The 25,634-nt window shown below is 61.2% G+C and carries 21 protein-coding genes, 2 tRNA genes and 3 pseudogenes; 11 read left to right on the top strand and 15 right to left on the bottom strand.

Going from position 1 to position 25,634, the window contains the following annotated elements:
• Positions 1-97: 97 nt before the first annotated feature.
• The 4 genes from J3P84_RS12120 to nudC all read left to right on the top strand — a co-directional run bounded on the left by J3P84_RS12120 (position 98) and on the right by nudC (position 6,553).
• A complete protein-coding gene (locus J3P84_RS12120; protein WP_434630454.1) occupies positions 98-3,202 on the top strand; it encodes an efflux RND transporter permease subunit in 3,105 nt (1,034 codons plus the stop codon).
• Positions 3,199-4,689: an efflux transporter outer membrane subunit gene (locus tag J3P84_RS12125; RefSeq protein WP_434630457.1), complete on the top strand. Its 1,491-nt coding sequence runs from the start codon at positions 3,199-3,201 to the stop codon at positions 4,687-4,689. The genes J3P84_RS12120 and J3P84_RS12125 overlap by 4 nt, the downstream gene beginning before the upstream one ends.
• 214 nt (positions 4,690-4,903) lie before the next feature.
• Entirely contained in the window at positions 4,904-5,716 is an 813-nt protein-coding gene (locus J3P84_RS12130) for a crotonase/enoyl-CoA hydratase family protein (RefSeq protein WP_434601012.1), read from the top strand.
• Positions 5,717-5,722: 6 nt separating this feature from the next.
• Entirely contained in the window at positions 5,723-6,553 is an 831-nt protein-coding gene (gene nudC / locus J3P84_RS12135) for an NAD(+) diphosphatase (protein WP_434630460.1), read from the top strand.
• Here the strand turns inward: nudC and J3P84_RS12140 are convergent.
• The 10 genes from J3P84_RS12140 to J3P84_RS12185 all read right to left on the bottom strand — a co-directional run bounded on the left by J3P84_RS12140 (position 6,521) and on the right by J3P84_RS12185 (position 18,154).
• On the bottom strand, positions 6,521-7,300 hold the full coding sequence (locus J3P84_RS12140) for a TSUP family transporter (protein ID WP_305500574.1): 780 nt from the start codon (positions 7,298-7,300) through the stop codon (positions 6,521-6,523). The two genes, nudC and J3P84_RS12140, sit on opposite strands and share 33 nt — an antisense overlap.
• A 229-nt stretch (positions 7,301-7,529) precedes the next feature.
• Positions 7,530-8,285 carry an ABC transporter ATP-binding protein gene (locus J3P84_RS12145; RefSeq protein ID WP_434630463.1) on the bottom strand — a complete coding sequence of 252 codons (756 nt, stop codon included), beginning with the start codon at positions 8,283-8,285 and terminating at the stop codon, positions 7,530-7,532.
• Positions 8,279-9,337, bottom strand: a complete 1,059-nt coding sequence (locus J3P84_RS12150) for a FecCD family ABC transporter permease (protein ID WP_434630465.1) — start codon at positions 9,335-9,337, stop codon at positions 8,279-8,281. The genes J3P84_RS12145 and J3P84_RS12150 overlap by 7 nt, the downstream gene beginning before the upstream one ends.
• Positions 9,334-10,506 carry an ABC transporter substrate-binding protein gene (locus tag J3P84_RS12155; protein WP_434630468.1) on the bottom strand — a complete coding sequence of 391 codons (1,173 nt, stop codon included), beginning with the start codon at positions 10,504-10,506 and terminating at the stop codon, positions 9,334-9,336. Before J3P84_RS12155 ends, J3P84_RS12150 begins: the two co-directional genes overlap by 4 nt.
• Positions 10,507-10,569: 63 nt before the next feature.
• Positions 10,570-13,005: a TonB-dependent siderophore receptor gene (locus J3P84_RS12160; RefSeq protein WP_434630470.1), complete on the bottom strand. Its 2,436-nt coding sequence runs from the start codon at positions 13,003-13,005 to the stop codon at positions 10,570-10,572.
• 88 nt (positions 13,006-13,093) lie between these two features.
• Positions 13,094-14,059 (bottom strand): FecR domain-containing protein, encoded by a 966-nt coding sequence (locus tag J3P84_RS12165; protein WP_434573752.1) that lies wholly within the window; start codon positions 14,057-14,059, stop codon positions 13,094-13,096.
• Complete coding sequence (locus J3P84_RS12170) at positions 14,060-14,575, bottom strand: sigma-70 family RNA polymerase sigma factor (RefSeq protein WP_305500585.1); 516 nt, start codon at positions 14,573-14,575, stop codon at positions 14,060-14,062. It lies immediately after the preceding gene.
• 100 nt (positions 14,576-14,675) lie between these two features.
• Entirely contained in the window at positions 14,676-15,899 is a 1,224-nt protein-coding gene (locus J3P84_RS12175) for an MFS transporter (protein WP_434630473.1), read from the bottom strand.
• 243 nt (positions 15,900-16,142) lie between these two features.
• Positions 16,143-17,315 carry a zinc-dependent alcohol dehydrogenase gene (locus J3P84_RS12180; RefSeq protein WP_434630475.1) on the bottom strand — a complete coding sequence of 391 codons (1,173 nt, stop codon included), beginning with the start codon at positions 17,313-17,315 and terminating at the stop codon, positions 16,143-16,145.
• The gene (locus tag J3P84_RS12185) at positions 17,315-18,154 is read right to left on the bottom strand and encodes an SRPBCC family protein (RefSeq protein WP_434630477.1); all 840 of its coding nucleotides are present in this window, start codon (positions 18,152-18,154) and stop codon (positions 17,315-17,317) included. Before J3P84_RS12185 ends, J3P84_RS12180 begins: the two co-directional genes overlap by 1 nt.
• Before the next feature lie 340 nt (positions 18,155-18,494).
• Here J3P84_RS12185 and J3P84_RS12190 point away from each other — a divergent pair.
• From J3P84_RS12190 to J3P84_RS12210, 5 genes and pseudogenes are all read left to right on the top strand, one after another.
• A tRNA-Cys gene (locus tag J3P84_RS12190) sits at positions 18,495-18,568 on the top strand.
• Between the two features lie 193 nt (positions 18,569-18,761).
• A tRNA-Leu gene (locus J3P84_RS12195) sits at positions 18,762-18,848 on the top strand.
• Positions 18,849-19,009: 161 nt separating this feature from the next.
• Positions 19,010-19,497, top strand: a pseudogene (locus J3P84_RS12200) (integrase family protein); the annotation flags it as partial.
• 568 nt (positions 19,498-20,065) lie between these two features.
• Positions 20,066-20,491, top strand: a pseudogene (locus tag J3P84_RS12205) (cell wall hydrolase).
• A gap of 237 nt (positions 20,492-20,728) precedes the next feature.
• Entirely contained in the window at positions 20,729-21,691 is a 963-nt protein-coding gene (locus tag J3P84_RS12210) for an acyltransferase family protein (RefSeq protein WP_434630479.1), read from the top strand.
• Here J3P84_RS12210 and J3P84_RS12215 read toward each other — a convergent pair.
• From J3P84_RS12215 to J3P84_RS12225, 3 genes and pseudogenes are all read right to left on the bottom strand, one after another.
• Positions 21,680-22,371 (bottom strand): annotated as a pseudogene (locus tag J3P84_RS12215) (SOS response-associated peptidase family protein). The gene J3P84_RS12210 and the pseudogene J3P84_RS12215 overlap by 12 nt on opposite strands.
• Positions 22,372-22,389: 18 nt before the next feature.
• Positions 22,390-22,689, bottom strand: coding sequence for a hypothetical protein (locus tag J3P84_RS12220; RefSeq protein WP_434630481.1), 300 nt, complete (start codon positions 22,687-22,689; stop codon positions 22,390-22,392).
• A 939-nt stretch (positions 22,690-23,628) separates the two neighbouring features.
• Complete coding sequence (locus tag J3P84_RS12225) at positions 23,629-23,991, bottom strand: NUDIX hydrolase (protein ID WP_434630483.1); 363 nt, start codon at positions 23,989-23,991, stop codon at positions 23,629-23,631.
• Between the two features lie 258 nt (positions 23,992-24,249).
• On the opposite strand from J3P84_RS12225, the gene J3P84_RS12230 reads away from it, so the two are divergent.
• A complete protein-coding gene (locus tag J3P84_RS12230) occupies positions 24,250-24,435 on the top strand; it encodes a hypothetical protein (RefSeq protein ID WP_434630485.1) in 186 nt (61 codons plus the stop codon).
• Positions 24,436-24,528: 93 nt separating this feature from the next.
• Positions 24,529-24,756 carry a PLD nuclease N-terminal domain-containing protein gene (locus tag J3P84_RS12235; protein ID WP_434601000.1) on the top strand — a complete coding sequence of 76 codons (228 nt, stop codon included), beginning with the start codon at positions 24,529-24,531 and terminating at the stop codon, positions 24,754-24,756.
• A gap of 25 nt (positions 24,757-24,781) precedes the next feature.
• Here the strand turns inward: J3P84_RS12235 and J3P84_RS12240 are convergent, their stop codons facing one another.
• Both J3P84_RS12240 and J3P84_RS12245 read right to left on the bottom strand, forming a co-directional pair.
• On the bottom strand, positions 24,782-25,207 hold the full coding sequence (locus tag J3P84_RS12240; protein WP_434630487.1) for a hypothetical protein: 426 nt from the start codon (positions 25,205-25,207) through the stop codon (positions 24,782-24,784).
• A gap of 118 nt (positions 25,208-25,325) precedes the next feature.
• Positions 25,326-25,556, bottom strand: coding sequence for a hypothetical protein (locus J3P84_RS12245; RefSeq protein WP_305500600.1), 231 nt, complete (start codon positions 25,554-25,556; stop codon positions 25,326-25,328).
• Between the last annotated feature and the right edge of the window lie 78 nt (positions 25,557-25,634).

Genomic DNA, 25,634 nt, shown 5'->3' on the forward strand with positions numbered 1-25,634 from the left:
GTCGCGCAGCGGCCCCTTTTGTGAGCGCTGCGCACTCAAGCGGGAGCAAGCTCCCTCGCCACAAGAGCCTGTTGGTTGAAAGCTGGAGCGGCGACCAGTGAACCTCTCCGGCCCCTTCATCCGCCGCCCGGTAGCAACCATGCTGCTGAGCTTCGCCATCATGCTGCTCGGCGGTGTGTGCTTTGGCTTGCTGCCGGTGTCGCCGCTGCCGCAGATGGATTTCCCGGTGATCGTGGTCCAGGCCAACCTGCCGGGGGCGAGTCCCGAGGTGATGGCTTCTACCGTGGCGACGCCGCTGGAGCGTTCCTTCGGCGCGATCGCCGGGGTCAACACCATGAGCAGTCGGTCCAGCCAGGGTTCGACCCGGGTGATCCTGCAATTCGACCTGGACCGCGACATCAACGGTGCGGCCCGGGAGGTGCAGGCGGCCATCAACGCCTCGCGCAACCTGCTGCCCAGCGGGATGCGCAGCATGCCGACCTACAAGAAGGTCAACCCGTCCCAGGCGCCGATCATGGTGCTGTCGCTGACCTCGGATGTGCTGGAGAAAGGCCAGCTCTACGACCTGGCCTCGACGATTCTGTCCCAGAGCCTGTCCCAGGTGTCGGGCGTGGGCGAGGTGCAGATCGGCGGCAGTTCGCTGCCGGCGGTGCGCATCGAACTGGAGCCGCAATTGCTCAATCAGTACGGCGTGGCGCTGGACGACGTGCGAACGGCGATTGCCAACAGCAACGTGCGCCGGCCCAAGGGTTCGGTCGAGGACGACCAGCGGATGTGGCAAGTCCAGGCCAACGACCAACTGGAAAAGGCCAAGGATTACGAAACACTGATCATCCGCTACCAGGATGGCTCGGTGTTGCGGCTCAAGGACGTGGCCAAGGTCAGCGACGGCGTCGAGGATCGCTACAACAGCGGTTTCTTCAACGATGATGCCGCCGTGTTGCTGGTGATCAATCGCCAGGCCGGCGCCAACATCATCGAGACCGTCAACGAGATCAAGGCCCAGTTGCCGGCCTTGCAGGCCGTGTTGCCCGCCAGCGTCAAGCTGAACCTGGCGATGGATCGCTCGCCGGTGATCAAGGCGACCCTGCACGAAGCGGAAATGACCTTGCTGATCGCCGTCGCCCTGGTGGTACTGGTGGTGTTCCTGTTTCTCGGCAATTTCCGCGCTTCGCTGATCCCGACCCTGGCGGTGCCGGTGTCGCTGGTGGGCACGTTCGCGGTGATGTATCTGTACGGTTTCTCGCTCAACAACTTGTCGCTGATGGCGTTGATCCTCGCCACCGGGCTGGTGGTGGACGACGCCATCGTGGTGCTGGAAAACATCTCCCGGCACATCGATGAGGGCGTGCCGCCGCTGAAGGCCGCGTATATGGGGGCCGAGGAGGTGGGCTTCACGCTGCTGTCGATGAACGCCTCGCTGGTGGCGGTGTTCCTGTCGATCCTGTTCATGGGCGGGATCGTCGAGAGCCTGTTCCGGGAGTTTTCCATCACCCTGGCGGCGGCCATCGTCGTCTCGCTTATCGTATCCCTGACGCTTACGCCGATGCTCTGCGCGCGCTGGCTCAAACCTCACGTGCCAGGGCAGGAGAACCGCTTGCAGCGTTGGAGCCAGGGCGCCAACGAAAGAATGGTCCGTGGCTATGCGCGCACGCTGGACTGGGTACTGCGCCATCGGCGCCTGACCTTGCTCAGCCTGCTGGTGACCATCGGCGTGAACATCGCGTTGTACGTGGTGGTGCCGAAAACCTTCATGCCCCAGCAGGACACCGGCCAGTTGATCGGCTTCGTGCGCGGTGACGACGGGCTGTCGTTCAACGTGATGCAGCCGAAGATGGAGATCTTCCGTCGCGCGGTGCTCAAGGACGAGGCCGTACAGAGCGTGGCCGGTTTTATCGGCGGCAACAACGGCACCAACAATGCCTTCATGCTGGTGCGCCTCAAGCCGATCAACGAGCGCCGGATTTCCGCGCAGAAAGTCATCGAGCGCCTGCGCAAGGAAATGCCCAAGGTGCCCGGCGGCCAGTTGATGCTGATGGCCGACCAGGACCTGCAGTTCGGTGGCGGCCGCGAGCAGACCACCTCGCAATATTCCTACATTCTGCAGAGCGCCGACCTGGCGTCGCTGCGCGAGTGGTACCCCAAGGTCGTCGCTGCGTTCCGCGCCTTGCCGGAGCTTACCGCCATCGATGCCCGTGACGGTGGCGGCGCACAGCAGGTAACCCTGATTGTGGATCGCGACCAGGCCAAGCGCCTGGGTATCGACATGGACATGGTCACATCGGTGTTGAACAACGCCTACAGCCAGCGGCAGATATCAACCATCTACGACAGCCTCAACCAGTACCAGGTGGTCATGGAGGTCAACCCCAAATACGCCCAGGACCCCAACACCCTCGAACAGGTCCAGGTGATTACCGCCGATGGCGCACGGGTCCCGCTGTCCGCGATTGCCCATTACGAGAACAGCCTGGAAGACGACCGGGTCAGCCATGAAGGCCAGTTCGCTTCCGAGGGCATCTCCTTCGACATGGCCGAAGGCGTAACCGTGGAGCAGGGCACGGCCGCCATTGAACGGGCGATCGCCAAGCTGGGGATGCCCGAAGACGTCATCGCGAAAATGGCCGGGACCGCCGACGCTTTCGCCGCCACCCAGAAAAGCCAGCCGTTCATGGTGCTCGGGGCGCTGCTGGCGGTGTATCTGGTCCTGGGCGTGCTGTATGAAAGCTACATCCACCCGTTGACCATCCTGTCCACGTTGCCTTCGGCCGGCGTTGGCGCGTTGCTGTCGATCTACGTGCTGGGCAGCGAGTTCAGCCTGATCTCGCTGCTGGGGCTGTTCCTGCTGATTGGCGTGGTGAAGAAAAACGCGATCCTGATGATCGACCTCGCGCTGCAACTGGAGCGCGCCGGCCAGACGCCGTTGGAGTCGATCCGCAGTGCTTGCCTGTTGCGCTTGCGGCCGATCCTGATGACGACGGTGGCGGCGATCCTCGGTGCCTTGCCGCTGTTGCTCGGCGGTGCCGAAGGTTCGGAGATGCGCCAGCCGCTGGGCCTGACCATCATCGGCGGCCTGGTGTTCAGCCAGGTCCTGACGCTCTACACCACGCCGGTGGTTTACCTTTATCTCGATAACCTGCGCCACCGCTTCAACCGCTGGCGTGGGGTGCGCACCGATGCTGCCCTGGAAACTCCGCTATGACCGACTGTTCGCTTTTCAACCTTGCCGCACCGCTGGCAGCCGCCCGTGGCTCGCGGGTATTGAGCCTGGCGCTGTGCGTGGCGCTGCTCAGCGCTTGCGCGATCGGCCCGGATTACCAGCGCCCGGCGGCCGCTGCGCCGGTGCAGTACAAGGAAGCCCAAGGGTGGCGCCAGGCCAACCCCAGCGACGCCTTGGCCCGGGGCGCCTGGTGGGAGCTGTACAGCGACGCCCGGCTGAATGAGCTGGTGGCAAAGCTCAACGCATCCAACCAGACCGTGGCCCAGGCCGAAGCCCAGTATCGTCAGGCCCAGGCGTTGGCGCGCAGTGCGCGGGGAGCTTTTTTCCCAACGGTCGACCTTACCGTCGGCAAGAACCGCTCCAGCCAAGGCACCGGCAGCAGCAGCTCAAGCCTGAGCAGTTCTTCCAGCGGCATTCGCGACACCTACAGCGCCCAGGCCGGGGTGAGTTGGGAAGCGGATGTCTGGGGCAAGTTGCGCCGCACCCTGGAAGCCGATGAAGCCAGCGCGCAAGCCAGCTTTGCCGACCTGGCGGCGATGCGCCTGAGCCAACAATCGGAACTGGTGCAGAACTACTTGCAGTTACGGGTCATCGACCAACAGAAGCGCTTGTTGCAGACCACGGTCGATAACTATCAGCGCTCATTAAAAATGACCGAAAACCAGTACCGCGCCGGGGTGTCGGGCAAGGACGCGGTGGCCCAGGCGCAGAACCAGCTCAAGACCGCCCAGGGCGACCTGATCGACCTGATCTGGCAGCGGGCCCAGTTCGAAAATGCCATCGCCGTGCTGATCGGCCTGCCTCCGGCCGAATTCAGCCTGGCCGAAACCGAGGACGTCCCGGCGCTGCCGCAGGTCCCGGTGGCGGTGCCCTCGCAATTGCTCGAACGACGTCCGGACATCGCTTCGGCGGAACGCTCGGTGATGGCCGCCAACGCCAACATCGGCGTGGCGAAGGCGGCCTATTATCCGGACCTGACCCTGAGCCTGAGTGGCGGCTACAGCAGCAGTACCTACGATAACTGGATAAGTGTGCCGAACCGCTTCTGGTCGGTCGGGCCACAGCTGGCGATGACGCTGTTCGACGGCGGCCAGCGCTCGGCGGAAGTCGACCGCAGCGTCGCGGCGTACGACCAGACCGTGGCGACCTATCGGCAGACCGTGCTCGACGGTTTTCGCGAGGTCGAGAACTACATGATCCAGCTCAAGGTGCTCGAAGACGAAGCCCGCGTGCGCCAGGAAGCACTCGACGCCGCCCGCGAGTCCCTGCGCCTGACCCAGAACCAGTACCGGGCCGGCTTGATCGGCTACCTCGACGTGGTGACCGTCCAGGCCACCGCCCTGAGCAACGAACGCAGCATGCTGAGCCTGCAACAGAGCCGGTTGATCGCCAGCGTGCAACTGATCGCGGCGCTGGGCGGCGGGTGGGATGGGCAGTTGCAGGCGAGCGAACAGCCAGCAGCGGACTGATACCCAGCGCTATCCATGTGGGAGCGAGCTTGCTCGCGATGGCGGCAGCCCAGGCGACATCTCCTTGGCTGAACCACCGCTATCGCGAGCAAGCTCGCTCCCACAGTGGCTTTCGGCGAAGCCAGTCCCGCTTTTGGCCGATGCGCTGCCTACGTCCCTTGGCGATGGCTTGGTATAGTTCAGGCCTCTTTTCAGCCGGTAAAGGATCACTGCCATGTCGCAATACCAAGCGTTCCACGTCGAACTTGCAGACAAAATCGCCCATGTGCAGATCAATCGCCCCGACAAGATCAATGCCATGAACGCCGCGTTCTGGAGCGAGATCATCGAGATCTTCCAGTGGATCGACGATACCGACGAAGTGCGGGTGGTGGTCCTGAGCGGTGCCGGCAAGCATTTTTCGTCGGGTATCGATCTGATGATGCTGGCCGGCGTGGCGAACGAACTGGGCAAGGACGTCGGCCGCAACGCCCGTGTGCTGCGGCGCAAGATCCTCGAACTGCAAGCCTCGTTCAACGCCGTGGACAATTGCCGCAAACCGGTTCTCGCGGCGATCCAGGGGTATTGCCTGGGCGGTGCCATCGACCTGATTTCTGCCTGCGACATGCGCTACGCGGCCGAGGATGCGCAATTCTCCATCAAGGAAATCGACATCGGCATGGCGGCCGATGTTGGCACATTGCAACGCTTGCCCCGGATCATCGGGGACGGCATGCTGCGTGAACTCGCTTATACGGGGCGCACCTTTGGTGCCGACGAAGCGCGCAGCATTGGTCTGGTCAATCGTGTCTACAGCGATACCGCCAGCCTGCTTGACGGAGTGATGGGCATCGCCCGGGAAATCGCCGCCAAGTCGCCGATCGCCATAGCCGGCACCAAGGAAATGATTGGCTACATGCGTGATCACGGCATCGACGACGGGCTGGAATACGTCGCCACGTGGAATGCCGCCATGCTGCAATCGAATGACCTGCGCGTGGCCATGGCCGCCCATATGAGCAAACAGAAACCCGAATTTCTGGATTGATCGATCATGATTTCACGCTGGACCACCGCAGTACTCGACACCGACCTCGCGGGCGGCTGGGCCGTGGCCCGCAGCCCGGAGGGCTTTCTCTACGACGACAACGGCGCGTTGTTTCCCCGCGAGTGGCTCAAGCGCCAGGATGTGTCGATTCTCGCCGAGCACGGCATTGGCCATCTCGACGGCGAGCCGGTCTACCTGCTGGAACTGCATAGCTCGCTGGAGATTCCCGGCTGCAACTGGAAAGGCCTGCGGGCCTTCATGCTCGAGGACGACCACACGCTGTTCAAGGTGCTGGGTTATGCGGCGCAGATCGGCACCTGGGCTCGCGAACATCGCTTTTGTGGCAGTTGCGGCCAGCGCATGATCCAGGTGCCGCGAGAGCGGGCGATGTACTGCGAGGCATGCGATCTGCGGCATTACCCGCGAATCTCGCCGAGCATGATCGTGCTGATTACCCGTGGCGATGAGGTCTTGCTGGCGCGTTCGCCGCGCTTTGTCACCGGTGTCTATAGCACCCTGGCCGGGTTTGCCGAGCCGGGCGAGTCGGCCGAGGATTGCCTGGTCCGGGAGGTACGCGAGGAGGTCAGCATCGAAGTGAAGAACATCCAGTACGTGGGCAGCCAGTGCTGGCCGTTTCCCCATTCGATGATGCTGGGTTTTCATGCCGAGTATGCCGGCGGTGAGATCGTGCCCCAGGAAGACGAGATCGAGGACGCCCAATGGTTCAGCGTCCATGACCTGCCGCCGTTACCGGCCTCGCGCTCCATCGCCCGCTACCTGATCGACCTGTATGTCGCCCGACGTCTAGGCCACGCTGAACCAGTGCTGCCAGGCTAGGCGCACGGTCAGGCCCAGCACCACGGTGATGAATACCGGGCGGATGAACTTCGCGCCGCCGCTGATGGCGGTGCGCGCGCCGAAGAACGCGCCGACCATCACCGACAGGCCCATGCTCAGGCCGATGATCCAATCCACCTGGCCCGAAAAGATGAACACCGACAGCGCCGCGATGTTGCTGACGAAGTTCATGCTGCGGGCCACGCCGCTGGCCTTGACCAGGTCGATGGGGTAGAGCAGCAGGCTGCTGACGGTCCAGAACGCACCGGTGCCCGGGCCGGCCACGCCGTCGTAGAATCCCAAGGTGAAACCCTGGGATGACTGCCACGTCTTCTTGATCGGCGCATTGCTGTCCAGCGGCGCCTTGGGCGTGCCGCCGAACAACAGGTACAGGCCACAGGCAAAGACAATCACCGGCAGCATCTTGTTCAGCCACTCGGCGGGCAGGTAATGAGCAACGACGGCGCCGACCAAGGCACCGACCAGCGTGCCGACGAGGGCGTGGGTCCATTGCCGTGGGTGAAACAGCTTGCGCTTGTAAAAGGTAAAACTGGCCGTGGCTGAGCCGAAGGTCGAGCTGAGCTTGTTGGTGCCCAGCACCAGGTGCGGTGGCAGGCCGGCGGTCAGCAACGCCGGCGTGGTAAGCAGCCCACCGCCGCCGGCGATGGCGTCGATGAAGCCGGCGATGAACGCGACGACGGCAAGGATAGCGAGGGTGGAGAGGTCGACGCTGAGTTCAAAAGGCATGGAATGGGGGCTTATTCGGCAGGGCGCAGAAAGACTGCGGGAAAGGCCGCTATGTTACCCATAACAACGCCGGGCCGCGACTGCGTCAAATCGTGGCGAGGGAGCTTGCTCCCGCTGGGCTGCGCAGCGGCCCCAATTGCCGCAAACGGTGTATCAGGCAAACCGCGCCCGCCGGTCTACGACTGCTGCGCAGCCGAGCGGGAGCAAGCTCCCTCGCCACGCTACCCACTCAAACCACGTCGTCCACGATGATGTGCCGCTCATCCCTTGAACAGCGTTCGATCCGGGCCTGGACCCGATACACGTTGCGCAGCATCTGCTCGGTGATCACTTCTTCACTTCGACCGCAGCCTTGCAGGGTGCCCTCGGCGATGACCAGCACCTGGTCGGCAAAGCGCAACGCCTGGTTCAGGTCGTGAATGGCAATGAACACGATGATCGAGTGTTGGCGGGCGAGGGCGCGCATGAAGCTCAGTACCTGGACCTGGCGGTGCATGTCCAAGGCGCTGGTGGGTTCGTCCATCAACAGGACTTCGGGCTCGCGCACCAGCGTCTGGGCGATCGACACCAGTTGCTGTTGCCCACCGCTCAGTTCACCGAGGTTGCGAAACGACAAATCACTGATGCCCAACGACGCGAGGATGCGGTCCACCACTTCCAGCTCATCAGCTTGTACTGTCCAGCCGGGCGCCTGCTGTTTGCGCGCGAGCAGCACCGATTCGTAGACCGTCAGCCGGGCGTTGGCGTTGAGGTTCTGCGGCATGTAGCAAATGCCCTGCTGGCCTCTGCGCGAACCTTCCAGGCGAACATGGCCGGGGCCGTCGATGAGGCCGGCGATGCGTTTGAACAGGGTCGATTTTCCGGCCGCGTTGGGCCCCACCACCGCCACCACCTCGCCACCCGTGAGCACCGGCGTAGTGATCCCGTCCAGTATCGACCGACGACCATAACGAGCGCCGACACCTTGCAGCTCGATCGTCACCATGACTGTTTCCTGCCGCCCAGAATGAGAGAAATGAAGAACGGCACGCCGATCAGCGACGTGACCACGCCGATCGGGAAGATCGCCCCGGGTATCAGGGTCTTGCTCACCACCGAACTGGCCGACAGGATCAACGCGCCGGTCAGCAGTGAGGCCGGCAGGAAGAAACGCTGGTCCTCGCCGATCAGCATCCTGGCGATGTGCGGCCCCACCAGGCCGATGAAGCCGATGGTGCCGACAAATGCCACTGGAAACGCGGCCAGCAGGCTGACCATGACCAGCGTCTGCAAGCGCAACTTGCGCACGTTGATGCCAAAACTCGCGGCTTTTTCATCCCCCAGGCGCAGGGCGGTCATGGCCCAGGCGCGGCGGGCAAAGATCGGCAAGGTGACCAGGATCACCAAACAGATCACGCCGAGTTTCGGCCAGGTGGCCTTGGTCAGGCTGCCCATGGTCCAGAACACCACGGCGGCCACGGCCTGCTCGGTGGCGAAGAACTGCACCAGCGCCAACAGTGCATTGAAGGTGAACACCAGGGCGATACCGAGCAGCACGATGGTTTCGCTGGTCATGCCCCGGCGCAGGCTCAGGACATGAATCAGCAGCGCCGAGAGCATCGCCATGATAAAGGCATTGAGCGGCACCATGTATTGGGCGATCACCGGCACCAGGGCCACGCCGAATGCCAAGCCCAGGGCCGCGCCGAAACTGGCTGCCGCCGAGATGCCCAGGGTGAATGGGCTCGCCAGCGGGTTGTTGAGGATGGTCTGCATCTGCGCGCCGGCCAGGGACAACGCGGCGCCCACGGCCACGGCCATCAGCGCCACCGGCAGGCGGATATCCCACATCACCACCCGCACTTGCGGCGCCGCGGCATCCGGAGAGAACAGCGCGCCCAGGACTTCATCCAGGCTGTAGCTGGCCGGGCCGAGGGCCAGGTCGAGCAGCACGCTGAACAGCAGCAACAGGGCCAGGCCGATCAGGATCAAGCGTTTGCGCCAGACCTGCTCGCGGTAAATCGTGCCCAGGGCGATACCCTCGATACGGCCATTCATGGTTGGGCCTGCGCGGGTTTGAGGCTGACGAAATAGCCTGGCTCATAGGGCACAGGCAAGAAGCGCTGGTGGAACTCGCGAAACGTCGCGTCGGGGTCCAGGTCGGTGAACAGCTCCGGATGGAACCACTTGGCCAGTTGCTGGATGGCGATGAACTGGTACGGGCTGTTGTAGAACTGGTGCCAGATGGCATGAAAGCCCTGGGTTTGCTGAGCCTTGATCCCGGCATAGGCCGGGCGGGCGGTGTACCACTGCAATTTGCGCCGCGCCTCGGCCAGATCGGCGCCGGGCCCGACACCGACCCAGTGCCCGCCTGGCGCAAAGGCCTCCCAGTTGGCGCTGGTGACCACCACCTGTTCCGGGTTGGCGACGATCACCTGTTCCGCGTTCAACTGGCCAAAGGTGTTGGGAATGATTGCGCTGGCAATGTTGCGGCCCCCGGCCAGCTCGACGAAACGGCCGAAATTTTCGTTGCCGAAACTCAGGCAGCAATCTTCGGTGTAGCCACCGATGCGTTCGATGAACACTTTCGGGCGGGGCGGCTGGCGGGCCTGGATCACATCGGTGACGCGACGGATCTGCTGGTTGCGAAAGGCGATGAACGCCTCGGCACGTGCCTCTTCGCCGAACAGCTGGCCAAACAGGCGCATGGTCGGTTCGGTGTTCTGCATCGGGTTGTTGCGAAAGTCGACGTAGACCACCGGAATGCCCAGCGCATCGAGTTTCTCGATGTAGCGCGCGTCTTCGGTAGCGTGTTGGGCCTCGATGTTGAGGACGATCACGTCCGGTTGCTGGCTGATCGCTTGCTCGATGTCGAAGGTGCCGTCTTCGAAACCGCCGAAGGTCGGAATCCGGGCAATTGCCGGATACCGCCGCAGGTAGGCGCCGTAGGTGTCCGGGTCGGACTGGATCAGGTCCTTGCGCCAACCGACGATGCGGCGGATCGGGTTGTCGGTGTCGAGTGCCGCGACGAGGTACAACTGGCGACCTTCGCCGAGGATGACCCGTTGCACCGGAATGCGCACCTGGACCTGGCGGCCGAGCAAGTCGGTGACGGTGGTTGTGGTGACAGGCGATGTGCCTGAAAAACACAGGCCGCTCAGCAACAGGGTGGCAGCACCCCGCAGCCAGGCGATGAGCGATGAGCGCTTCAGAGATTGAATCTGCATGGTTGGAACCTTGTCAGGGATCGCCCCGCCAGCGGTGCACGCGCTGTTCGGGGCGAGGCGCAATCAGAAGTCGACCGTCGCTGAAAGCAACAGGGTGCGTGGCGCGCCTTGGGAGAACGCGCCGTAGGAGGCCACGCCGGACCAGTATTCGCGGTCGAACACGTTCTGCACCGTGGCGCGCAACGTGGTCGGCCGGCCATCGAGTACCGTGCTGTAGCGGGCGCCGGCATCAAAGCGTGTCCACGGATCGAGCTCTTGGGTATTGGCCTGGTTGACGTACTGGCTGCCGGTGTAGATCGCTCCACTGGTCAACGTCAACCCCTGGACCCAGGGGGTGTCCCATTCGGCCCAGAGGTTGGCCTGCACTTCGGGCACGCCCACCGGTTTGTTGCCGCGATTGGCGGCGGTCCCGCTTTTGGTGAGTTCGCCGTCGAGCAAGGTGACGCCACCGAGCAGGCGCGTGCCCTCGCGCAGTTCGCCGAACATGTTCAGTTCGATGCCGCGGTTGCGCTGCTCGCCCTGGACCGAATACACGCCACCGGCCGTGCCGTTGGTCAATTCGCCGGCGGGCTTCTTGATCTGGAACAGCGCCAGGGTCGAGGTGAACGTACCGTAGTCGACCTTGACCCCGACCTCCTGTTGGCGAGAGATGTAGGGCTTGAAGATTTCGCCCGAGTTGCTCGCAGTGGCCGGCGCGGTGTCGCCCTTGCTCAGGCCTTCGATGTAGTTGTAGTAGAACGACACATGTTCCCAGGGCTTGACCACCGCGCCGAACAAAGGCGTGGTTTCGCTTTCGTCATAGGCGCTGGTGACATTTCCCAGAGTGTTGTAGTTGTTTGATTCAATGCTCTGCTTGCGCAGGCCAAGCGTTACCTGGACCCGTTCATCGAGGATCGACAAGGTATCGGCCAGGGCCACGCCGGACAGCTCGGTATCCGAGACCTTCGCCACATCCGGCGACGCGATGGACGGTTTGTCGCGCGCCACCGGGTGATAGATATTCGAAAAGACCGGGGCGCCGGAATTGATTCCTCGGCGCAATTCATCGCGATAGCGGCTGGCCTGCAAGGTGGCGCTGTGGCTGACCGGACCGGTTTCGAAGCGGGCACGGGCACCGGCATCGACGGTGTAACGCTCCACCTCGAACTTGTAGTAGCCCGGTACCGAGCGGGTGTCTCCGGCGCTGTTGAGGATCGTCGGGGTCTGGTCCGACAGTCGTGCCACATCGGACTTGCCGCCCCCGGCGTGGCCGAATACCGTCAGGTTGTCGCTCAGGTCATATTCACCACTGAGCAGCGCCGACTTGTCGCGGGTTTCGGACCAGCCCCATTCCTGGGTCACGTTGCTGCGCCCGTTGGCCGCCGAAGGCACCTCGACACCGCTGGCGATGGCAAACGGCCGGGAGGGTGCGTCCCACTGTTCTTCCTGGCTGATCAGGTCCAGGCTGGTCCTGAACCGGTCGCCCTGGTAATCCAGGGAGATCGCACCGATGCCGACATCCCGGGACTGCTTGTCGATCGCGGTGTCGCCACCCTGCAGGCTGCCGTTGACGCGCACACCGAAGCGGCGTTCCTCGCCGAAGCGGCGGCTGATGTCGACATGCCCGCCTGCCTGGGTGTCCATGGCGTAGCTGGCGGTAACGCGAGTCAGGTCCTGGTCCAGCGAGCGCTTGGGCACGATGTTGATCACGCCACCGACGCCGCTGTTGGGCGACATGCCGTACAGCAGCGCTGCCGGGCCCTTGATGACCTCGATGCGCTCGGCATATTCAGTGAACACCCGGTAGTTCGGCGCCACGCCGTACACGCCGTCGAACGCCAGCTCACCCAGGTTGCCTTCGCCCACCGGGAAACCGCGAATGAAGAACGAATCGACGATGCCGCCGGTCTGGCCGGTGGAGCGCACCGAGGAGTCGCGCTCCAGCACGTCGGCGGCGGTCACGGCCTGCTGGTCCTTCATCAGGGTCGAGGTGTAGTTGCTGACGCTGAATGGCGTGTCCATCAGGTCCTTGTTCCCCAGCAGGCCAACCCGGCCGCCACGGGCCACCTGGCCACCGCTGTAGGCCGCCGGCAAATCCCCGGGGCGCACCTCGGCGGCATTGATGGTGGTTGGCGCCAGGGCCAGCCCACCGTCGCCGGCGGATTTTTCCAGGGTGTAGCTGCCATCGTCGCGGGCGACCAGTTCCAGGCCGCTGCCGGCCAGCAATCGGGTAAACGCTTCACGCGCGGTGAACTGCCCTGAAAGGCCCGGGCTGTTCAAGCCTTGGGTCAGGGAGGGTTCAAACGATAATGCGATGCCGGCCTGCACGGCGAAAGCCGACAACGTGGCACCCAAGGGACCTGGCTGGATGTTGTAGGACTGGCTGGCAACGTTGTCCAGCGGCGCGTCCGGTGCCGCCCAGGTGCACGGGCTCAAGGTGGAAAGTGCAACGCTGAGCATGGCACTGCGAATCGCCAGATTCAGCTTGCGATCCGAACGCAGGGGGCAGGCAACGGGCATGGCGGGGTGATCCTGTGCAGAGGGTTTGCTCTCTAAGCCAGCCAGGATTGAAAAAAGTATCAGCCCCGCCCGATTATTTTTTCAGCGCTCAAGCCGGCGCCAGCATGACCCAGTAATCGCCCAGGCGGGATGTGACGCGGATGGGGTAGGTTCGGGCGAGCATGTTCAGGGTCTGCCGGCTGTCGTTCAGGGGAAAGGCGCCGGATATCCGCAGGTTGGCGATCGCCGGGTCGCAACGCAGGACGCCGTTGCGATAACGGCTCAGTTCGTTGACGAAATCCGCCAGGCGCATGTTGTCCGCCATCAGCATGCCCTGGGTCCAGGCCAGCACCGACTTGTCGACAGGTTTCAGGGCGTCGATGCCCCGGGCAGTAAAACCGCTGCTCTGGCCAGCCCCGACCACTTGCTCGCCGATGCCCTTGACCTCGATGCGCACCGCGCCTTCCAGCACGACGAGGCGAGTATGGCCGGTGTCTTCGCGAACGCTGAAGCGCGTCCCGAGCGCCTGCATCCGGCCTTCGTCGGTCTGCACCCGGAACGGCCGGGCGAGCGCTGATGGGTCCGCTGCGGTCTGGACCAGTATTTCGCCTCGGCGCAACAGCAGCAGGCGCTGGTGTTCGTCGAAAAATACATCGATTGCGGTGTCGGTGTTCAACGTCAGGCGGGTGCCGTCGGTCAGGGTCAGGTCGCGCCGCTCGCCCACCGGAGCGCGGTAATCGGCGGTCCACTGCTGCCAGTCGTTGAGCTTCCAGCTGCCCCAGGCCAATGGCGCCAGGGCGAGCAGGGCGGCCAGCTTGCCCATGGCGGCACGGCGCGCCGGATTGCTCGGGCGGTCCAGCGCCGGCATCGCCAGCGCGGGCGGCAAGCCTTGCAGCTTGCTCAGCAGCAGTTCGGCCCGCGCCCAGGCCTGGCGGTGGGCCGGGCTGCTGGTACGCCAACGTTCCCACTCCAGGCGTTCGGCGTCGTTGACGCTGCCTTCGCTCAGGCGCATCAGCCAATCGGCGGCTTCGTTGAGAATGGCCGGGTCGAGGGCGTGGCGGTCATGGGCAGGCATTCAGTCCACCAGCATCAGGCAGTGCAGGAAAGCCTGTTTCATGTAGCGCTTGACGGTGATCAGCGAAACGCCGAGTTGCGTGGCGATGTCGTCATATTTCAGGCCATTGATCTGCGACAGCAGGAACGCACGCTTTACCAGGGGCGGCAGGGTGTCGAGCATGGCGTCGATTTCATGCAGCGTCTCGAGCACCAGCAAGCGTCGTTCGGGCGATGGCGCCTCGGGCTCGGGCAATGTCGCCAGTGCCTGGAGGTAGGCGCGTTCGAGTGCCTTGCGCTGGAACCAGTTGACCAGGATGCCGCCGGCGACGCAGCTCAGGTACGCACGCGGTTCCTCGATCACCGCCACCTTCGAGGCGAGGATGCGAATGAACGTGTCATGGGCCAGGTCGGCGGCGTCCAGCGCATTGCCCAGTTTTCGATAAAGCCTGGCGTACAACCAGCCATGGTGTCCGCTGTAGAGGTCTGCGACGGTGCGCAGGTGACAATCGTTGACCGCTGACCCTGGATCGCTCATGGCTGTTGTATTTTTTTTGATAGTGAGAATTATTCCCAATAGTAGTGGAGGCGCTCAGTGCCGCGCAAGGTTGATAGGCGGGCAATTTAGGTTTGTGTCGCTATTCGCCAGCCCTGTCGGCCATTCCGAGTGGTTTGTGGCGCAGCAGCATCAACGGCACCAGTGCGATTGCGTAGGCGAGGCAGACATAAAGAAAAATGTGCTTCAGGCCATACACCTGGCTGAGCAATGCGCCAAGGGAGATGCCAATGATCGATGCCGTCTGTGAAACGCCCTGGGCCAACCCCAGCACCTGGCCCTGGCGACTGTTGTCGACGCTTCTGGAGATAAGCGCCGTCAGCACCGGCGTGGTTGCGCCCAACAGCAGGCCCCAGATGAAATAGGCAAGGGCGAAGACGACCGGCTGGCGCGTCAGGCCGGCCACGGCGGTGACGATGACCAGGCCGATGACAATGCTCGCCATGGCCTGCAGCGTTTGCGCCGGGTTGCGCCGTTCGAAGTAGCGCGACCAGGACGTCGCACAAAGAATGAAGCCCAGGGCTAGCAAGCCGTAGCAAAGCCCGACCATGGCATTGCTGACCTCGAAGGTCGCCCCCACGTACAAGGAAAACGAAGTCTGCGGCAGCATTCGCGCCAGCAGCAGCAGGCCCATGATGCCCAGCAGCCAATTGATCGCCGGGTTGAACAGCCTGGGCGGCAGGGGCGGCTTGCCTGCCAGCGGTGCTTTTTTTACTGGCGCCACGTTGGGCAACGCCAGCGCCGCGACAACGGTACATGCGGCACAGAGGCCCGAGGCGACGATGTTGATCCAGAAAAACGTCGCATGATCGAGAATCAGCCCGCCGACCACCGCCCCGAGCAACGAACCCACGTTGGTGGAAATCTGCAGGATCGCAAACAGCCTGGCCCGCCGCGACGGTGCCTCGATGCTCACCCCATAGGCCTGGGCCGGCGCGATATAACCGGCAAAGGCGCCTTGCAGGAAACGCAGGAGCAGGATTACCCAGATATCGCTGCTCAATGCCAGCCCGAGCTGCGTCAACGAGAGCCCCGCCAGCGCACGGATCATCATCAGCTTGTGGCCGTAACGATCACCGATCCGGCCCCAGAAGGCACTGGTCAGGATGATGCCCAGCATCGGGCCGACGTACACCGCCGTGCTGGCAAAGCTGAACAGCGCGTCGTTGCTGGTCAGCTGGCGCAAATGCACAGGCCAGAACGGCCCGCTCATTTCCATCGCGCCCATGGAAACCAGCTGGATGGAGAACAGCAGGAAGACGAGCAGGCGCACACTGGAAGCCTGGGGGAGACCTATATGGGGCATGGACACATTCGCAGGGCGACAAAGCTGTGTCTTATCCACCAGTGCGTCGATCGGGGCAAGGGGAAAATGCTCCGTGAGGAAATCGCGCGGCTGCGCATCCGCTTTCGTGGCGAGGGAGCTTGCTCCCGCTGGGCTGCGCAGCGGCCCCAGGTTGCCCGACACGGTGCATCAGGCAAACCGCGCCCGCCGGTCTACGACTGCTGCGCAGCCGAGCGGGAGCAAGCTCCCTCGCCACGAGGAGCTTCACTCCGGCCGAAATACCGCCCGCAGACAATCCTGGCGTTTTTCCTTGAACATCGCATAGCCGTCCACCGACTGCTCAAGCCCCATGGGATGGGTCAGCAGGTAGGAGGGGTCCAGCTCACCGTTCTGGATGTGTTCGAACAAGCGCTTCACGTAGCGCTGTCCCGGTTGCTGGCCGGAACGCAGGGTCAGGGATTTGTTGACGATCGCGCCCATCGGGAATTTGTCCAGCAAGCCGCCATAGACCCCGACCACCGACACCGTCCCGCCTTTGCGACAGGCGCGGATCGACTGGCGCAGCACCGTTCCGCGCTCGGTGTGCAGGCGCAGCATCTGCTTGGTCTTGTCGTAGAAATAATCGACCTCGGTGCCGTGGGCCTCCATGCCGACGCAATCGATGCAGCGATCCGGACCACGGCCGCCGGTCAGCTCCAGCAAGGCGGCATGCACATCGGTGGTCTCGTAGTTGAGGGCGATGGCCCCGGCCTTTTCCTCGGCCAGGCGCAAGCGATCGGCAAAACGGTCGATGGCGATCACCCGTTCGGCGCCCAGCAGGTAGGCACTGGTGATTGCCATCAGCCCGACCCCGCCGCAGCCCCAGACCGCTACCGTATCGCCGCGCTGAATGTCGGCGTTGTCGGCGGCGAAATAACCGGTAGGCACTGCGTCGGAGACAAACACGGCCTGCTCATCGCTGACGCCTTCGGGAATGCTGAACAGATTGACGTCGGCGTAGGGCACGCGGATATAGGTCGCATGACTGCCGGCATAACCGCCGAAGGCATGGCTGTAGCCGATGATGCCGCACGCCGGTTGGCCGTAGGCAATGTCTGTCGCCGTGGGGTTCGGATTGGAGTTGTCACAGCAGGAAAAGTCCGACCGTTGGCAGTGCTCGCATTCTCCACAGCCGACAATCGACACCGTGACAACCCGGTCGCCCTTTTTGAATTGCGTGACGGCCGAGCCGGTCTCCACCACCTCGCCCATGAATTCGTGGCCAATGATGTCACCGGCCTGCATGGTCGGCACGTAACCGCCCAGCAGGTGCAGATCCGAGCCGCACACCGAGGACAGGATCACCCGTACGATGGCGTCACGAGGGTTGAGGATGGACGGGTCGTCGACCGTCTCGACCTGAAGCTTGTTGGGGCCTTGCCAAGTCAATGCGCGCATCAGACGGTTCCTCCGTTGAGTTCGGGCTTGTCAGTGGATGAGTCATTGGCGGGTGCCTGGGTCGCGCTGTTGGCGGGGTGCACGAAGAGGAAGTCCTGCGTCTGCTCCGGGCGCATCTTGTTGGTGCTGACTTCTCCGGTTTCAAGCTGCTGCTTGATACTGCGCAGCACATTCAACAAGGCTTTGTCCGAGAACCGGGAAATCGCCGCCGCCAGCGCGTAGCCAGCCGCGCCGAGCGGCGTCTGGCAAGCGACAATGACCTTGATCTGCGTACCGCGCCCGCCCGGAGCATCGCTGAAATGCATCTGGATATCGTGCTTGAATCGTGTGTCCGGCCCGGCGATCCAGTGCAGTTTGCGGTCTTCCTTGGGCTCGCACTGTTCGAGGTCGCAGTGCAACGTCTTGTCCATCGGGCCATGGGCGACCCAGCGATAAGTGCGTTCGCCGGTCTGCTCGATGGCGTCGATCCAGGGCATCAGCGCACCCAGATTGGCGGGGTCGCGACAGAACGCGAACACTTCCTCCCTGGGCTTGCCGACCGTGATACTGCGGGAAATCACCTTGCTGCCGCCCCAGTCACGATCCTGTTCGAAGGTCTGCTCGAACGGACTATGAGTCAGCGCCCGCTTGACCCGGCACGTGCCGGAATAGGCACGCCAGGCAGCACACGCGCCAAGCAATACCTGCGGCCAGCCCTTGAGGCCGCCTTGGCGCAGGCCGTTGGCAATCAACAATGAACCGGCCGCCAGCGACATCAGGCGCTCCGGCTTGCCGAGATTGGGATGCGAAGGCGTGGGCACCGGAGCCCGGCTCGCCACCAGTTGTGGGCGTTCAGTCATGATGGTTCTCCTTTACTGATTCAAGGACGACATAACGAATGAACCGAGGGTGAAGGAGGTTGTTCCGTTTAAGTCGATGGTTTCCCGATGAGCAGGAGGACAAGGGTCCAGCTCGTTGCGCTACCCCGTGGAAAAGCCGCTTTGGCCTGGCCGTCAGGTAAATTTTTTTTGAAATCAAGGGGTTGTCAGCCTGGGCAAATGAGTACATAATTGCGCCCATCGAATGCATCGGAGCGTAAAAAACTTCAATGTTTTCAAGGAGATAGCGCGCTGTAAGCGAGCTGGGCTCCGATACAGTTTGTATGCGGTTGATGTGGTTGTAGTGCATCAGGCGTTTTGAGGCCGAATAGCAAAATGGTTATGCAGTGGATTGCAAATCCACCTACGCCGGTTCGATTCCGACTTCGGCCTCCACTTTTTAAAAGCTCTGTAGATTATTGATCTACAGAGCTTTTTTATTTCCAGGCAAGGAAAGGTTTTGTCTTTAAAAGGCCAATGCCAACCTTGCTTCACAGGAGAGGGATGTATATATTTCCCGCTCTGTTGCACCAGCCTGGATCCTGTCAGATGTACATCTGCCAGTTTCACACGGCTTGACCGCGCTACCGCCCGAATGGCGAAACTGGTAGACGCATGGGACTTAAAATCCCCCGCTCGTAAGGGCGTGCCGGTTCGATTCCGGCTTCGGGCACCATTTACGATTCTCAGGCTTTATCACCCATTCTCAAAAAACCCGGTATCCGCAATGGAGTCGGGTATTTTTGTTCTCGGCGGTTCTCGCTAATTATCACCACATCTCATTTTTTAGTACATCATTCAGTCCTTTCTCAGTTCGACTGACTTGGTGGTGTACTAATGCCCCTCACAGACACCGCTGTGCGCCAGGCCAAACCGGCCGACAAAGAATTTTCTATCGCCGACGGCGCCGGCCTTTCTCTATTCGTCGCCCCTAATGGCACGAAATCCTGGCACTTCCGGTTCTCATGGCATGGCAAGCAGCCGCGCATGTCACTTGGAACCTATCCAGAAATCTCCCTGAAAGAGGCTCGTGAGCAGCGGGATCATGCTCGTTCGCTTGTCGCGAAAGGAGTAGATCCTCTATCGCATCGCCGAAAAGAGAAGCAGGCCGCCGCCGATTCTTCCATAGCGCTATCAGGCTGTTACTGCTGACTGGTGTCCGTACGATCGAGTTGCGCAGCGCAACCATCGATCAATTCGACTTCGAAGCAGCGCTCTGGACGGTGCCAGCCGGCACCGTGAAGCAGTTGAAGAAGATGATTCGGGTGAAGGGGGAAGGGATTGTTCCGCCGTACCTGGTGCCGCTATCGCGGCAGACGGTCGAGGGAGACGTTCGAGTTGTAGGCAGCGTTTCGATTTCCGGAGGGCGATTGGTTGGCGGCAACACTGCACCTGTAGTTCATCGCGATACCGGATCCTCAAGTACCCCCGCCAGCGTTACAGCTACTGATCTGATGTCTTATACGATTTCTGCCGGAACTCTAAAAGTTGGGCAGAAAGTTAAGATTTTGGCCTACGGCACGTTTGCGGCGAACGCGAACAACAAAACGATCCGAATCTTTTTCGGCGCGCTGAATGCCGGGGGGTGGGCTGCCACCACTAACGGTGGTGCCTGGCGGATTGATGCAGAAATCGAGCTGATTTCGGCTGGTAATCAGGAATATATCCGCCGGTCCGATGTGCAGAGCGTCAGTAATTCCATCGCTACGGGGACCGGCACTGTAGATGAGGCCGCCGCGGTCATTGTTAGGGTCCAAGGCGAAATGGAGTGGCCAGCGCCGGGGACATCGTGTGTCAGCATTTCAGTGTTGAGCTGAGCCCCTTCTAACCAACTCACAACAGATTCGCCAGTAGACCGCCGCTGAGCGGTTTTTTTGCGCCCGGAGAAAAGATATGAATGCAACCGAGAAGGACCGCGACATTCTCGCCCGAACCCTGTGAGGCGAGGCTCGCGGGGAGGGCCTGGCCGGCCAGATCGCCGTGGGCTGCGTGATCCGCAACCGTGTGAACGATGGAAAGGAAAAGTCCTGGTGGGGCGAGGGGTACGCCGGCGTGTGCCTGAAGCCGTACCAGTTCAGCTGCTGGAACCAGAACGACCGGAACTATCCGTACCTGAGCGGGGCCAAGCCAATTCCGCCGGCGCAGTTCGCCCAGGCGCTGCGGGCGGCCGATCTGGTGATCTCCGGCGCCCAGCCGGACATCACTCGCGGCGCGACCCACTACTACGCGACCACGATGCCGAAGCCCCCGGCCTGGTCCAAGGATGCGACCCAGACCTTCCGCCTGGGCAATCATATCTTTTTCAAGGACGTGCCGTAACGATTGAATTAAAGGAAGCTTGTCGGGGCCGAGTGGCCCCGATGCAGTTGGCTCGCACCAATGAATGGCTTTGCCGTAACCGGCCTATTCAGCGACAATTGCTTTTTTACAAGGAGGTTCGAATGGACCGTAACAGCAGTCTTGATTCATTGCGGTTCTTGGCGGCGCTGTGTGTCGCCGTGGCGCATTGCCTCACCGCCTTTTTCGACGCAGCCATACCATGCCCAGACTTGGTCCATGATTGATTTTTCAAATGTCGAGGGTGTTTTAGCCAGGGCTATACAGCTCGTCTTCAATGCTCACTCGGCAGTTATTGTATTCTTTGTTTTGAGCGGATTCGTCTTAACCCTTTCGCTTAAGAGAATAACTTCCACGAACTATTTGGAAGAGTTTTCGGTTTTTGTAGTAAGGCGAATTTATAGAATATTCCCAGCGCTGATTTTCAGCCTAATTATTCTTGGATACATTATAAGCTACCCGTCTCAGAAGCTTGTCCAAAACATGCTTTTAATGGACACTTCTATCAATAGCGTTGCCTGGACATTAAAGGTAGAGCTGGTAGGGTGCCTGGTTGTATTCGCGACGTTCATGGTCGGGAGAATTTTTAGGCCAGGCTTGATACTGGTTGGATTGATGTTGACTGCCCTGTTCTTTGGTGGCTATTTGATGCCTATTTACGCTAAATATTTACCCGCTTTTTTTGTGGGTGGCATTATAGCGAACTTTAGCAGGAGTGTAGCCGTTGGCCCTGTAGCTGCTTATTCGGCGTTGCTGGTAATGCTAGTTTCAGACATGCTGTTGGGGTACAAGACAGACTCGTCAATTATGCTCCAGACCGTATGTGCGGGCGCTTTGATTCTGAGCATTGGACGCTCTGATTCTATGCAATGGCTTAATCGCCCGGTTTTATCATTCCTTGGCAAGATATCCTTTTCGTTTTATTTAATGCACTTGGTTGGAATGATTCTGACTAGGCAACTTTGCGTTAAGCTTGGAATACCGCTTGGTCAGATGTCGATGGTTGAAAACGCAATAGTCTACGCGGCGATCTCTGTACCCCTAACCATCGTTATATCGGTTGTCTCCTATCAATTTGTGGAGCTCCCCATGAATAAAGTTGGCGGATCTACAGCCGCATCCTTAAGGAAAGTTTTTACCCAGGGCGCTCTGTCTGGCGCCCCTAGAACATCAGAGAAGTGAGTCAGCGATAGGCTTGATGAGGTCCGGGCCCTGGTTGCGCACATTGCCGACGGCGCGATCCACCTTGAACCACTCGAAGGCCTCGGCCGCCTCGCCCTGGTGCAGGACCATTTGCTCGGCGCGTTCTTTTGGCGTGGCCGGGTCCAGCCATTCCCGGGCAAGCTCAGGCGTCAGCACCGCGGGCCGGCGGTCGTGGATGTCGACATCCCGCCCGCGCTGTCGGCGGTGATGATGACGAAGCCGTCATGCTCGCCACGCTCACGGCCACCGGTGGGGAACTGGCCGATCGATGCGCAAAGGATCGGTGCCTGGTCCCGCCGGCGGATCAGGTAGGGCTGCTTCTTCGGCCCACCTTCGTCGACCCACTCGAACCAGTTGTTGATCGGCGTGATGGCGCGGTTCGGCCAGATCGGGCGATAGAACGGTCCGTGGGAGACTTTCTCTACCCGGGCATTGATCGGTGCGGCCCTGTCTTTGGCCCAGTATGGCCGCCATCCCCATCGCACCAGGTCAGTATGCAGCGTGTCGTCTTCCTGATGGAGCAAGGCGAGCTACTGCGCCGGTGCGCCGTCGTACCGATCCAAGGGCTGGTCACCAACGGTGTTGACCAGTGCATTAGGCATGCTCAACACAGCCACGAAGTCGTGGATGCCGGTGTACTGCGAGAGTCGTCCGCACATGAAAAACCCTCATTTTCGCTACTTTGGCTGGTTGTTGGTGATGATGTACTCGGGGAGGCTGTCACCCTCGTAGACCTTCAGTCGCCGGTACAGGTCGGCGATCAGCGCGGATCTTGCCATATAGTCGAAGTCCGACTTGTTCTTGAGTTCGCCATATAAAAGATGCTCTGAATTCCATCGCTCCCTTGCCCGCTTCAGCTCAGCCCGCAGCCTGGCGGACTCTTTGGCTTCTGCACCGTGCATTTCGATCAAGCCGAAAATGTCCTGACGGGCTTTGCGCAACTGGGTCGTGAGTTCCTGCACCTCGTTCTCGAGCATGAGGCAGGAGTGCTTGTACATTTCCAGGGGTTGGGGTGCCCAGCCAGTCGCTGGTGTCTTCTATTTCATACGGGTCCATGACCATGCCTTGATTGATACTGTTTTTATATACAGTGATCGAGGCGCTATGATCCGAGCGAGGGCGAGGCGACGAACTGTAACAGCAGGTGGTAAGGTGAGGCCTGCGAGTCGGTCAAATCGAGCCAGCGACAATCAATTAGTACACGGATCAGTACATCAGAATGGATTATCTTTAGAGGTAGCCAATAATACTGGAGTTTTATCGTCAAGTTAGGTTCCGGCTTCGGGCATCATCCAAGATCAAGGGTTTGCGGGCGAAAGCTGAGGCAAGCCCTTTTTCGTTTCTGGGAACCGTAAAAACAGCCCGGCTGATCACCACAGACCCGTGGCGAGGGAGCTTGCTCCCGCTGGGCCGCGAAGCCGCCCCAAAACCTGCCAAGCACGGAGCGTCTGACACACCGCATCCGCTGGTTTACGACTGCTTCGCAGCCGAGCGGGAGCAAGCTCCCTCGCCACGGGGCTGTCGTTTCCATTGAGAGTGGGCAGCAACAGGCCGACCAGCCGTTTTTCATCCGCTCGTCGACGCCATAGCACTTCCTCCCTGAGCAAACCCTCTCAAAGGTATGCGCAGATCCTGCGCTTCAGAACGGGAGACACATTATGGTAATCGACAACAACGGTCCGGAAGCGCCATACCCGGGACCTGATGAAAAGACGCCTGAGACTGGCGAAGGTCATGATTCCGGTCTTGAACAAGCTGAGTCTGAGCCAAAGCAGGGCACTGGCGAGAGGCCGGAAGACTGGAATCCGCCGCCGGGAAACCCCGGATCCGATCAGGACGCCCAGACGAACCGCCAGAATGGCGGGGCGAAGTAGTTTGCAAAGGGCTCCACAAAACCCGGCCGCTGTGCCGGGTTTTTACAACCTGCGCCGAAACGCCTCGAGTATTTCCCGCATGCCCTTTTTCATCTGCAATTGGGCGAGGGCATCCAGGGGGTGCCACAGGCAGTCGCTGATTTCATTCTGCGGCCTGGCGCCCTTCGAGTCGTTGACCGAAGCCTCAAAGACGTGGTGTTCGGTGTCGCCATCGCTGATCCGCATCAGGTAGAGCAGGTTTTCGGCGCTCAATCCGGTTTCTTCCGCCAGTTCTCTCAAGGCAGCATCGGCATGCGTCTCGCCACGCTCGACGGTGCCGCCAGGCAAGGCCCAGCGGCTCTTGGGCTTACGAACCAGGAGGATGTGGCGGTCTTCTTCACAGATGACGGTCGCTCGAATTTTCATAACCTTGCCCACTCACCGACTGTCATTAAATTGCAATATAACTGCAATATTTGAGCCTTGCGTCATTCGCGCGTTCAAAAAGTATTTCGGCTCATACCGCTGGGACCGTGGGCAGCCATGAAAGGCTGCGTTTATTTCACCAATGGCTGTCGGTGTTGCGCGGCATCGACCGGTCATCGCAAAAAATGAATCAGCGCCGGAAAAACGTATCAATGTTGGGTGGACGATCCGGTCCCGGTAATGGGGGAGCGAGAAGAGATGACCACCGTTGAAGACTTCAAAATCAAATCCCACGAACTTTTAGTCGAGCTCGACACAGCGACCTCAGAAATGATGGCGCTGATCTGTGTCCATCAAATGTCCGGGACTGCCTGGGATGAGGCCGTCCGGCGCCAACATGAGGCCTATGAGCAATGGGTCGCCTATCTGAATGAACGCGCGTAGCCGCATCGCCTCTCGCCGCAGGTAACAGGCAGATTCTTTGAACGGTCCCGCAGCGGTCATGCCTAATCCATAGACTGACAAGAGGATAAGGCCATGTCTGAACTAGCCAGTTATTTCTGGATCGCGGTTGCGGTAATCGTGTTGCTGTTGGATCTGTGGGCGATCGTCAGCGTCTTTCGCAGCGACAAATCGGCCGGGACCAAGGCAGGCTGGGCATTGCTGCTGGTCATCCTGCCGGTGCTGGGCTTGATTATCTGGGGTGTGGCCGGGCCGCGAGGCATGAAGAATCCGCCTTCGTCGCCCGAGCACAGCAAGGGCTGACATCGGGACATGCGGGCCACCCCGGTCAACGGTTTTTCCATTGGCCGCCGGTGGTTTCGCAGTCCTTTTTCGCTTGCTGCAGCTGTTCTGCGCCGTAGTAGTACCGGGTGACCTGGGCATTGTCCGGAAGATTCGCCGAGCTGCCACTGCGGTCCTTGCTGGTGGAACGGGGATTGGCCAGGGCCTCCTGGGTCAGCCTCGCCTGGCAGGTGGCTACATAACCTTCGGCGCAGCGTTCGACGGGTTTCTTCTCGGTGCTGAGCGTGCCTTTGCTTTCGTTACTGCACGACCAGCCGATGGCTTCGGCAGGAACACCCTTGTACTCATAGCAACTGCGGGTTTCGATTTCCGGCACCGCTTGGCTCTGGGACCGGGTGATGACGTCACAACCTTGCGCCAGGGCAGTCGCAGGGCTGGCACAGGCAATCAGAAGCAGGACCTTGGCATTCATGATGTTCTCCCTTTCAAGACGATTTTGCACCGATACCTAACGATATCGAGGCGCAAAAAACATGCTCGTTCCATTGTTTTTCAACCATGGAACGGGGGAGGCCTGCCTGGGGCGATGGCTAACGGAACTTGGGCAGCGGCGGTTCCGCGGGCTTCAATGAGGACAGCGCGCTCTGGATCGTGGGGGCGTCCTTCTCGATATCATTGAGTCGGTCGCGGATTCGTACGGCGGCGGGGTGCCCGCCCTGGTGATCGACCCAGTCGGCAATTTCCTTGCAGGCGGCTGTCAGCCGCGCCTGGCGCGATTCCAGTAAGGTCAACAGGGTGGTGATGGACTCTTTTTCAGACATGTCACACCTCCGTTAAAGGTCAGGATGGGGCAGCGCAAAACCCGCCAGTGACGGCGCGCCATGCTGCAGTTAAGCGTA

The sequence above is a fragment of the Pseudomonas sp. Z1-29 genome (genome assembly GCF_051131995.1).
GTDB lineage: Bacteria > Pseudomonadota > Gammaproteobacteria > Pseudomonadales > Pseudomonadaceae > Aquipseudomonas.

Coding starts and splice junctions, on each gene's coding strand:
- J3P84_RS12245 (WP_305500600.1), bottom strand. CDS start 25,556: ATGTCTGAAAAAGAGTCCATCACCACCCTGTTGACCTTACTGGAATCG.
- J3P84_RS12185 (WP_434630477.1), bottom strand. CDS start 18,154: ATGACTGAACGCCCACAACTGGTGGCGAGCCGGGCTCCGGTGCCCACG.
- J3P84_RS12155 (WP_434630468.1), bottom strand. CDS start 10,506: ATGCAGATTCAATCTCTGAAGCGCTCATCGCTCATCGCCTGGCTGCGG.
- J3P84_RS12125 (WP_434630457.1), top strand. CDS start 3,199: ATGACCGACTGTTCGCTTTTCAACCTTGCCGCACCGCTGGCAGCCGCC.
- J3P84_RS12140 (WP_305500574.1), bottom strand. CDS start 7,300: ATGCCTTTTGAACTCAGCGTCGACCTCTCCACCCTCGCTATCCTTGCC.
- J3P84_RS12130 (WP_434601012.1), top strand. CDS start 4,904: ATGTCGCAATACCAAGCGTTCCACGTCGAACTTGCAGACAAAATCGCC.
- J3P84_RS12225 (WP_434630483.1), bottom strand. CDS start 23,991: ATGAAAATTCGAGCGACCGTCATCTGTGAAGAAGACCGCCACATCCTC.
- J3P84_RS12175 (WP_434630473.1), bottom strand. CDS start 15,899: ATGCCCCATATAGGTCTCCCCCAGGCTTCCAGTGTGCGCCTGCTCGTC.
- J3P84_RS12235 (WP_434601000.1), top strand. CDS start 24,529: ATGTCTGAACTAGCCAGTTATTTCTGGATCGCGGTTGCGGTAATCGTG.
- J3P84_RS12150 (WP_434630465.1), bottom strand. CDS start 9,337: ATGAATGGCCGTATCGAGGGTATCGCCCTGGGCACGATTTACCGCGAG.
- J3P84_RS12210 (WP_434630479.1), top strand. CDS start 20,729: ATGATTGATTTTTCAAATGTCGAGGGTGTTTTAGCCAGGGCTATACAG.
- nudC (WP_434630460.1), top strand. CDS start 5,723: ATGATTTCACGCTGGACCACCGCAGTACTCGACACCGACCTCGCGGGC.
- J3P84_RS12145 (WP_434630463.1), bottom strand. CDS start 8,285: ATGGTGACGATCGAGCTGCAAGGTGTCGGCGCTCGTTATGGTCGTCGG.
- J3P84_RS12230 (WP_434630485.1), top strand. CDS start 24,250: ATGACCACCGTTGAAGACTTCAAAATCAAATCCCACGAACTTTTAGTC.
- J3P84_RS12220 (WP_434630481.1), bottom strand. CDS start 22,689: ATGCTCGAGAACGAGGTGCAGGAACTCACGACCCAGTTGCGCAAAGCC.
- J3P84_RS12170 (WP_305500585.1), bottom strand. CDS start 14,575: ATGAGCGATCCAGGGTCAGCGGTCAACGATTGTCACCTGCGCACCGTC.
- J3P84_RS12180 (WP_434630475.1), bottom strand. CDS start 17,315: ATGCGCGCATTGACTTGGCAAGGCCCCAACAAGCTTCAGGTCGAGACG.
- J3P84_RS12160 (WP_434630470.1), bottom strand. CDS start 13,005: ATGCCCGTTGCCTGCCCCCTGCGTTCGGATCGCAAGCTGAATCTGGCG.
- J3P84_RS12240 (WP_434630487.1), bottom strand. CDS start 25,207: ATGAATGCCAAGGTCCTGCTTCTGATTGCCTGTGCCAGCCCTGCGACT.
- J3P84_RS12165 (WP_434573752.1), bottom strand. CDS start 14,059: ATGCCTGCCCATGACCGCCACGCCCTCGACCCGGCCATTCTCAACGAA.